The 8,438-nt window shown below is 62.8% G+C and carries 9 protein-coding genes; 5 read left to right on the top strand and 4 right to left on the bottom strand.

The annotated features are described in order from the left end of the window. Nucleotides 1-12 precede the first annotated feature (12 nt). Nucleotides 13-1,092 (top strand): alpha/beta hydrolase fold domain-containing protein, encoded by a 1,080-nt coding sequence (locus DDD64_RS04475; RefSeq protein WP_126135214.1) that lies wholly within the window; start codon nt 13-15, stop codon nt 1,090-1,092. Here the strand turns inward: DDD64_RS04475 and DDD64_RS04480 are convergent. Next, complete coding sequence (locus DDD64_RS04480) at nt 1,042-1,938, bottom strand: HhH-GPD family protein (RefSeq protein ID WP_126135215.1); 897 nt, start codon at nt 1,936-1,938, stop codon at nt 1,042-1,044. The two genes, DDD64_RS04475 and DDD64_RS04480, sit on opposite strands and share 51 nt — an antisense overlap. 55 nt (nt 1,939-1,993) lie before the next feature. On the opposite strand from DDD64_RS04480, the gene DDD64_RS08745 reads away from it, so the two are divergent. After that, entirely contained in the window at nt 1,994-3,340 is a 1,347-nt protein-coding gene (locus DDD64_RS08745; RefSeq protein WP_164545912.1) for a hypothetical protein, read from the top strand. A 54-nt stretch (nt 3,341-3,394) separates the two neighbouring features. On the opposite strand, the gene radA is transcribed toward DDD64_RS08745, so the two are convergent. Beyond that, nucleotides 3,395-4,771, bottom strand: coding sequence for a DNA repair protein RadA (gene radA / locus DDD64_RS04490; RefSeq protein ID WP_016441788.1), 1,377 nt, complete (start codon nt 4,769-4,771; stop codon nt 3,395-3,397). A 37-nt stretch (nt 4,772-4,808) separates the two neighbouring features. Beyond that, nucleotides 4,809-5,501 (bottom strand): potassium channel family protein, encoded by a 693-nt coding sequence (locus DDD64_RS04495; RefSeq protein WP_126135217.1) that lies wholly within the window; start codon nt 5,499-5,501, stop codon nt 4,809-4,811. A 286-nt stretch (nt 5,502-5,787) separates the two neighbouring features. On the opposite strand from DDD64_RS04495, the gene DDD64_RS04500 reads away from it, so the two are divergent. Next, nucleotides 5,788-6,027: a hypothetical protein gene (locus DDD64_RS04500; protein ID WP_126135218.1), complete on the top strand. Its 240-nt coding sequence runs from the start codon at nt 5,788-5,790 to the stop codon at nt 6,025-6,027. Nucleotides 6,028-6,051: 24 nt separating this feature from the next. On the opposite strand, the gene DDD64_RS04505 is transcribed toward DDD64_RS04500, so the two are convergent. Next, nucleotides 6,052-7,452, bottom strand: a complete 1,401-nt coding sequence (locus DDD64_RS04505; RefSeq protein WP_126135219.1) for a TrkH family potassium uptake protein — start codon at nt 7,450-7,452, stop codon at nt 6,052-6,054. Between the two features lie 187 nt (nt 7,453-7,639). On the opposite strand from DDD64_RS04505, the gene DDD64_RS04510 reads away from it, so the two are divergent. Both DDD64_RS04510 and DDD64_RS04515 read left to right on the top strand, forming a co-directional pair. After that, nucleotides 7,640-7,846 carry a helix-turn-helix domain-containing protein gene (locus tag DDD64_RS04510; RefSeq protein ID WP_039898405.1) on the top strand — a complete coding sequence of 69 codons (207 nt, stop codon included), beginning with the start codon at nt 7,640-7,642 and terminating at the stop codon, nt 7,844-7,846. 169 nt (nt 7,847-8,015) lie between these two features. Beyond that, nucleotides 8,016-8,114 (top strand): 30S ribosomal protein bS22, encoded by a 99-nt coding sequence (locus DDD64_RS04515; RefSeq protein ID WP_005504750.1) that lies wholly within the window; start codon nt 8,016-8,018, stop codon nt 8,112-8,114. The last annotated feature ends 324 nt before the right edge of the window (nt 8,115-8,438 follow it).

Raw genomic sequence — 8,438 nt, forward strand, 5'->3', positions numbered from 1 at the left:
TATGATGACCTTATGGCTAGCCCGGACGTGAGATTATCCGCCGCGATGCGCGCGGCCCTGGCGCAAGATGCGCGGCTGGCTCTGCCGCATTGCGGGCACGGAGAACCCGCCGCGATGCAGGCACGCTACGAAGCCGAGCACCGCTGGTGGAATGAAGGCGGCCCGGAAGTGGCCTGGCACGCGGAGCAGCTTTCTACCCGGCACGGCGCGATCCCGGTGCGCTTTTATCGGCCCGGATGCCGGTCACTTTCACCCGCGGGATCAGGTACGACGACGCAGCTCCCGGCGGGTGCCACCCGGCCTATCATCGTGTATCTGCACGGCGGGAGTTACTGTGTGGGCAGTCCGGCCACCCATGACCGCCTCACCCGCGAACTTGCTGCGGCTACCGGATGCGTGGTGGTCAGCGTGGACTACACGCTGGCGCCCCGCGCGCGCTATCCGCGCATATCTGAGGAATGTGAGGATGCGGTTGTGGAGCTGGCCCGGCGATACCCCGGGTATCCCATCGTGCTGGCGGGGGATTCGTGCGGGGCAACCTTGAGCCTGGGAACCTGGTGGCGGCTAGCGCGGCGGGCTGGCGAGGATGGGGCCGGTGCGGATGTGTGCCAGCGCGCAGCCCGGAGGCTGGCTGCTAAGCGGATAGTCGCGCTCGTTTTGTACTACGGTGAATACGGTTTGCCCGCCACTGCCGTGGCGCCCGATAGCGCGAGTGACGCCGATGGCACAGGCGGCGCCGATGGTATGAGTCCCGCTGACCGCGCCTACTATGATTCCCTCTACTTTTCTTCTCCCACCGAGCGGGCCGCGGCCCCGGATATCGCGCTGCTACGCACCGAGCTGCGCGGTTGCCCTCCCGTTTTCCTCGCGGTCGGGGAGTGTGATCCGCTCGTGGCCGATACCCGGGCTCTCGCCGCGCATCTCGAGGCACGCGCCGTGCGCACGCACGTGGAGGTTGTGCCCGGGGTGATGCATGCTTTTCTCCAGCGGGTGCGGTTACTGCCCGAAGCTGAGCGCATCATCGCTCATACCGCAGCGTTTCTAGCTGACGTTCTGGACTGCTCCGGCGCTCGCACCCGCAGCAATCGGTAGGTGGTAGCGGCCAGCAACTTCCTGGGCGAGGCCGTCCTCGATGAGCGAGGCAAGGGCGGGAACGAATCGCTTTTCACTCAGGTGGCTAGCCCGAAGCAAGTCCGGGCGAGTATATCCACCACGGTGTTCACGCAAAACCGCCATGATTTTTCCGCGTGCTTCCCGCTGGGTTCCGGTGAATTTCTGGGTGGTGCGCGGGGCGGCATTCTGTGGTTTCCCAGCCGCTAGCCAGCGGCATTCCGCGCGCAGCGGGCATATTGCGCAAGCTGGTTCGCGTGCCGTGCACACCAGGGCACCCAGCTCCATCAGAGCCGCGTTCCAGCGTGCCGCGCCCGGACCATCCGAGGGAACAAGCGCATCGGCCCGGGTGCGTTCCCGGACTGTTTGATGGGCGGGCGGCAGAGCGACGCCGTCGTACACCCGCGCGAGCACCCGGCGGATATTCGTATCGAGCACAACTGAGCGTCGCTGAAAGGCGAAGGCGAGGAGGGCGTCGGCCGTATAGGGACCGATGCCGGGGAGGGCAAGGAGGTCCTCGCGGGTGCGCGGGACCTGGCCGCCGTGCCGTTCCACCAGGGCGATGGCGCATTCGCGCAGGCGCAGGGCGCGGCGTGGGTAACCGAGGCGCCCCCACATAATGAGCACATCGGCGGGCGCGGCCGCGGCGAGGTCGGCCGGGGTGGGCCAGCGTTCCAGCCAGGCCCGCCAGGCGGGTGCCACCCGGGCGACGGGGGTTTGTTGGCTCATCACTTCGCATACGAGAATCGCCCACGGCGAGGTGCCGGGCGCGCGCCACGGTAGTGGCCGCGCTGCGCCGTCGTACCACGATAAAAGATTCTTGAGCATTATCTGTAGTGTGCCGGAAACGCGGGGAATATGCACGTTTTGGTACCGTGGATCCGTGAAAGAAACGGGCGGAGAGCGCCGCGCGCACAAGCGGCCTACGGGTGCTGCGCCGCGGCGTGGCCGCGAGCAGCGGGAGGATCAGGCTGGGCGAGCCGCGCGCATGAAGCGCGGGGAGAATCAGCGCGAGCGCCCGGTTCGCGGAAAAGAGCGCGGCTCGGAGCGTCGCGCAGCCCCTTCGGCAGCATCGGAGCGCGGGCAGCGCAGCAATCGGGCGGGCATGCCGGCAGCTCGGCAGCGCGCTGGCGAAGCACGCACCGGGCAGTCGCGCGGTGATCAGAAGCGCGAAGGGCAACAAAGGCCAGCTCAGCAGGGTGCAAGCCGGCAGCGGCGAAACCCCCGGGATCACGTAAACCGGGAGCGCGTCAACCGGGAGCGGGCGGGCCAAGCACGAGCGGGTCAAGAGCGGGAAATTCGGGAGCGTCGTGCGCGGGAACGTACTTCCCGGGAACGCGCGCCCCGGGAACGCGCTGGGCAGGCGCGTGCCGGGCAGCGCACTAGCCGGCAACGCCCGGCCCCTACCCGGCGGCGCCGTGCGTTGCCGGCCGGCCCGCGGCAGCAGAGGCAGGTCCGGGAAAAGGCTACGATTCTCGCCCGTTTGGAGCCGAAGCATTGGTTGTGGATTTTCGCTGCGCTCGCGGTGGTTATTGGTGCGGTTGTGACGTTTAGGTTCGCGGCTTCGCGCTCTCAGGAACATGCGGAAGCCCAGGCTGCGGTTCCGACGGCTTTTTATGAGCCGGTGGCCTGCACTCCGGATATGCTGCGGATGCGGGTGACGAATAATGAACGCGGCGCGGGAGCGCCGGTGTCTTTCTCCGTGGAGCTGACGAATAAGTCGACCACGAATCCGTGTTATGTGGATGCCGGGTGGGGCAACCTTAATGTGTCGATTACTTCCGGCGGGCATCAGGTGGCGAATACCGCGGCCTGCCGGGCCGGGGAGGAACACCGGCGTTTGCTGCTGGATCGTGGGATGGATGCCGTGACCACGGTGACGTGGCCGGGTGGGAACGAGGGCGCCGGGTGCGGTAGCTCGGGTTCGCTATCTACGCCGGGCACGTACAAGGCGGAAGCTATTTTTGCCGACGGCGCAGCTTCTCCCGCGACCGCGGTTTTTGAGCTGATGACCGGGGGCGGGGCGCAACCCGCTCGTCCGAATGATGAGGCCGGTTCTGAAGCGAGCACGGACGCCAGCCCGGCTCCCAGCGCGGAGGCGAATACCGCTGTGAACGGTGCGGAAGGCGCGGAAGGTGCTCCTCAAGGAACGGCACCCGCTCCGGAAACTGGTAACGGAGAAGGCGCCGAGGCACCTGCCCCGGAGGGTGATTCTGAAGCTGCAAACTAGCTAGCTAGCCAGATCCTGCCGGTTGCTCTACTGCCTATGTGCGGTGGCTACCTCCTATTCGGTGGGGAGCACCGATTCCAGGGCCTGGCGTATATCCGCGCAGCGCTGCACCCGAATCCCCTCGGGTAGTTTCGAGCTATCGGTGCGTTCGGGAACAATCGCGAGGGTGAAACCGAGCCGGGCAGCTTCGTTGAGGCGTTGGGGGAGCCCGGTAACCGGGCGGAGCTCCCCGGTTAGAGCAACTTCCCCGATGGCGATCACTCCGGGGGCGAGTGGCAGATCCACGTAGGCCGAGGCCAGCGCCAAGGCAATAGCGGCATCCGCGGCCGGTTCACTGGCCTGCGCCCCACCCACCGTGGACACAAAAATATCTTTCTGATCCAAACTCAAGCCCAGGCGTGACTGGAGTACCGCGACCATCATAGCCACCCGTGCGGAGAGCACCCCGGAATTGGTGCGCTGCGGCCGCCCGGAAGCAGGTACCACCAGCCCCTGTACTTCCACCGGCATGGGCCGCCGCCCTTCGAGAGTCATGGATACGCAGGTGCCGGGCACCGTGTGATCACGGGCGGAGAGGAACAATCCGGACGGATCGGGAAGCCCCACAATTCCGTTTTCGGTGAGTTCAAAACACCCCACTTCATCGGTAGCGCCGTAGCGGTTCTTCACCGCGCGCACCAGGCGCAGCCGCGAGTGTTTATCCCCTTCAAACTGGCACACCACATCAACCAGATGTTCCAGAACGCGAGGCCCGGCAATGGAGCCATCTTTCGTGACGTGCCCGACCAACACCACCGGTAGACCGTGCGTTTTGGCTACGCTCACGAGCGCCGCGGTGACGGCCCGCACCTGCGCCGGGCCACCGGCCGTTCCAGCTACCTCCGCATCGGCCAAGGTTTGCACCGAGTCCACGATAAGCAGGGAAGGCCGGGCATTCTCAATATGCCCCAGAGCTCGCCCGATATCACTTTCCGAGGCAAGAAGCAGATGTTCATCCATCGCCCCGATGCGTTCCCCGCGCAGGCGTACTTGGGATGCGGATTCCTCCCCGGAGATGTAGAGAACCGGTGCCCGCCCCGCGCCCGCCGCAGCGCGCGCGGCCTTCGCCGCCACATCCAAAAGCAAGGTAGATTTCCCCACTCCCGGTTCCCCGGCGAGCAATACCACTGCCCCGGGAACTAAACCACCCCCGAGTACCCGATCCAATTCAGATACCCCGGTAGGGATTTTTTGCGCGGCGGTAGCCGGCACGGAGGTAATAGGTTGCGCCGGTGAGGTAGGGGCTAACGCGGCCGGAGCTGCTGAGGGCGCGGCCGGACTCTGCTGCTCAAGCGTGCCCCACGAGCCGCACCGCGCGCAGCGGCCCATCCATTTGCCGGTGGACCACCCACACTCGCTGCATTCGTACACGGTTGCCGGTTGTTTTGCCATGCCTCCATCCTAGAGGGGGCCTCCGACATAAAAATCGCTACCGAACTGAACCCACCGCCGGAATCCAGCCCTGCCTGTTGGCGAACTCCTCCAGCAACTCGGTATCGCCGGACACAATAATCGTGTCATCGGCTCCGATGAGGGTGTCCTCGGTGGCGTACTCGAAGGGCTGGTTCGGGGCTTTCACCCCGATAATCCGCACCCCGAAACGCTCGCGAATACGCGATTTTGCGATGGTGAAGCCGCGAATTTCCCGCGGCGGCCGCATTTTCACGATGGAGAAGCCGTCCTCCATCTCGATATAGTCGAGCATTCGGCCTGAGACCATATGTGCCACGCGCGTTCCGGCGTCGTACTCCGGATAAATAACGTGGTGCGCGCCGATGCGTTGCAAAATCCGCCCGTGCGCACGCGAAACCGCTTTCGCCCAAATCTGCGGAATCCCCAGGTCAACCAGGTTCGCGGTCACCAGCACGGAGGCCTCCAGCGAAGTCCCCACGCCCACCACGGCCACGGTGAAATCCCCGGCGCCCACCTGGTCGAGCACCTCCATGCTGGTGGCGTCACCTTCCACCACCCGCAGGCGGTGGCTCCAGCGCTGCGCGGTATCGGGATTCTTTTCGACGACGAGCACGTCACGCCCCAAATCATCGAGCGTGGTGGCGATAGCGGTCGAAAAACGCCCTAGCCCCACCACGAGGATGGCTTGTTCATCGCGCGTATCCGGCATAGCCGCCCTTTCTCCGGTCACAATATCTCTGGCTCGTAGTCTAACGCTCCGCGTCAAAATTCTTGTCGTAAGCCCGTGCGACCATGGATTCATGCAGCAACCCTGCGCAAACATATTCAACCGATATCGAAGAAAGGTAGGTCATTATGGAACAGTATCTCGTGGTACGTGAAATATCTCGATGTAAAAGATGAAGGTTTGTCACGGGAACACTCGTGAGGGGCGGGGTGGACGGCTTAGGATAAAGGCAGTCGCCGGTTAGCGGCCCGGGTAGGTAGGGGATGGTATGAAGGATTGGCGCGCGCTTGCGGTAGGCGTTATCAAGGCGCTCGTGGTGGCTGCGATTGGCGGCGGGGTCGCTTTTCTTACAGTGACTCTCCTCAACCGTATTTTCCCGCCGGCAACCCCGAATGCTATTGCCCCGGCCGTCGTGGTTGCGGTGCTTTTGTTTCTCTCCTCTTTGCGCAGTATTTTTAGGAACGACGGCGGCTCAGCCGGCACCAAGCGTCGAAGCCCGCGTAGGTAACTCCCGGATGAGCCATCTGCCCGCTTAGCCGATAATCGGCCGCTCTTCGGGCAGCCGGATAGTGCGGCGTCGTGAACGCAGCGCCAATGCAGCAGCGAGCGTCATCGTGCCCGTGCGCCCAAAGAACATGAGGAGCACCAGCACGAACTTCGCGCTAGCTGGCAGTGCCCCGGTGATCCCGGTGCTTAAACCGCAGGTAGCGAAAGCTGAAATCACCTCAACCAGAATCTCGGAGAAGGTGAAATTCGTCAGCTGAAGCAGTGCCACCGAACCGGTCACCACCATGATCCCGCCGGCGAAGGTCGCTGCGATAGCCAGGCGCAACACCTCGGCAGGGATACGCTTACCGAAAGCTTCCGTATCGCGATCACCCCGCGCCTCGGCGCGAATGGCCAGCAAAAGCACCGCGAAAGTCGTTACCTTAATGCCGCCTGCCGCAGAAGCTGAACCGCCACCGATAAACATGAGGGAGTCCAGGAGAATCCACGACGTTTCACCCATTGCCCCCGCATCGATTGTGGTCAAGCCCGTGGAACGCGCATCCACCGACAGCGTGAGCGCGGCGTTGATTTTATCGGCTACCGCCAGATTACCCAGGGTATTCGGGTTATTCCATTCCAGGACCGCCAGGAAAACCGCGCCGAGCACCGCCAGGCTGATATACGTCACGAGCGTGATCTTCGTGGTTACCGACCATTTACGCGGGCGGGCGCGATGACGCCACATATCCAAGACCACCGGGAAACCAATGGCCCCGGCAACAGTCCCCAAAATAATCGGGATGGTCAGCGCCCACTGGCCCACATACGGGCTCACGCCCTCGGGCATGATCACGAAGCCGCCGTTATTAAAGATGGAGACTGCCATGAAATAGGAATGCGAGAGAGCGTGAAGGAGGGCCTCGCCATTACGCAAGAAGAAGGGGAGGAGGGCCAGGAATAAGATGGCCTGCGCCGTCGAGGCCACAATAATCACCGCGCGCAGCAGCGTACCCACTTCGCCCAGGCTCGATTGATTTTCCTCCGCGGTGAGCATGCGTTGGGTGAGTCCCACATGCCTCGAAACCGCCCGCCCCAGAATTGAGGCGAGTGTCATGACGCCCAAGCCACCCACAATGAGCCCGAAAGAAATGAAAAGCTGTCCCCAAACCGACCAATACGTGGCGGTATCAACCGTCACCAAACCGGTCACACATACGGAGGACGTCGCGGTAAAGAGTGCATCAATAAAAGGAGCGCTCTTTCCCGTGGTGGTAGCCAAGGGCAAAGACAGCGCGGCGGTGAGAAGCAAAATAATGAGCGCGAAGATCAATAGAGCCAAACGAGCTGGCCGATCCCGCGCCACTCGATCCACGCGCCCACCCGCAGCCGCCAGGCGATCACGCCAGCTCAGGCGTGCGGATGCCACCTCAGGGTGTGCTGCCATGGGCGTCCTCCGGGTCCTCGAGCTACCGGCTGCGGCCAAGAAAAGCGCCGCGTACCTGTTCCGTAGTATATTCCCCTGCCGTCAAGATCATGGTTAAAAAGCTGTGAACGCTGAGAATATGGGATATCCTTGCTGTAGCTGTTGCCGATGTGGCAAAAAATTACTCCAGGATGATGGGATGAACCAGATGCAGATGCCTTCGTCTCCGCAGTTTTACACCGTCGCGGAAGTGGCTGAATTGACGCGTGTCTCGAAGATGACCGTCTATCGCATGGTTCACGCCGGCGATCTGCCGGCCGTGCGGGTGGGAAGTTCCTACCGGGTACCCGCCAGCGCCGTCGAAGCGCTCCTGTCCGGAAACAGCGCCCCGCAACAGCGCGTGGTGGGGGAATAGTTCGGCGCGCAGCCGGTGCGGCGTCGTTATCCGAAACGGCGGCGGTCCGGAGCGGTTGTGAATTTAACCGTGTTCTGATTCACGCGCTACGCATAGGCGGGCGCGGGCCGGTAAGATACTGTGATGTTCCATCGGGGCGATTCCCCGCGATCTAGTTTTGGAGGTGCCTGTGGGTTCCGTTATTAAGAAGCGCCGCAAGCGTATGTCGAAGAAAAAGCATCGTAAGCTGCTGCGTAAAACTCGCCACCAGCGTCGGAACAAGAAGTAGTTCCCCGCGTGCGGAAGGGCCCGGATGTCCGGGCCTTTTTGTTTTGGTACGGCGATACCGTAGAAAATCGGTAAGTGAAAGTGCTCACATATTTATTAGGTATTGCCCGGGTAAACCTTGACAATTCGGGCAAAGATACATATCAATATGGGGTTAATAGACAAAAAGTGGGTCTAATGACGGCGTGTCGTTAGCCCCCGATCTGGCCTTTACGGATGTTTAGACCGTCTTCCCAGGGGTGTTCGGTATCGATATGGGTATCAATCTCGACGGGCTTATCACTAGGCGTACTAACCGGTTCCTTCCTTGGTTGGATCGTGTTTG

It is taken from the genome of Actinotignum sanguinis (genome assembly GCF_003957255.1).
GTDB classification, from domain to species: Bacteria; Actinomycetota; Actinomycetes; order Actinomycetales; family Actinomycetaceae; genus Actinotignum; species Actinotignum sanguinis.

Bases quoted from the DNA above. Each gene is read 5' to 3' on its own strand.
- DDD64_RS04475 (WP_126135214.1), top strand. From the start codon at position 13: ATGGCTAGCCCGGACGTGAGATTATCCGCCGCGATGCGCGCGGCCCTG.
- DDD64_RS04480 (WP_126135215.1), bottom strand. From the start codon at position 1,938: ATGCTCAAGAATCTTTTATCGTGGTACGACGGCGCAGCGCGGCCACTA.
- radA (WP_016441788.1), bottom strand. From the start codon at position 4,771: ATGGCAAAACAACCGGCAACCGTGTACGAATGCAGCGAGTGTGGGTGG.
- DDD64_RS04495 (WP_126135217.1), bottom strand. From the start codon at position 5,501: ATGCCGGATACGCGCGATGAACAAGCCATCCTCGTGGTGGGGCTAGGG.
- DDD64_RS04500 (WP_126135218.1), top strand. From the start codon at position 5,788: ATGAAGGATTGGCGCGCGCTTGCGGTAGGCGTTATCAAGGCGCTCGTG.
- DDD64_RS04505 (WP_126135219.1), bottom strand. From the start codon at position 7,452: ATGGCAGCACACCCTGAGGTGGCATCCGCACGCCTGAGCTGGCGTGAT.
- DDD64_RS04510 (WP_039898405.1), top strand. From the start codon at position 7,640: ATGCAGATGCCTTCGTCTCCGCAGTTTTACACCGTCGCGGAAGTGGCT.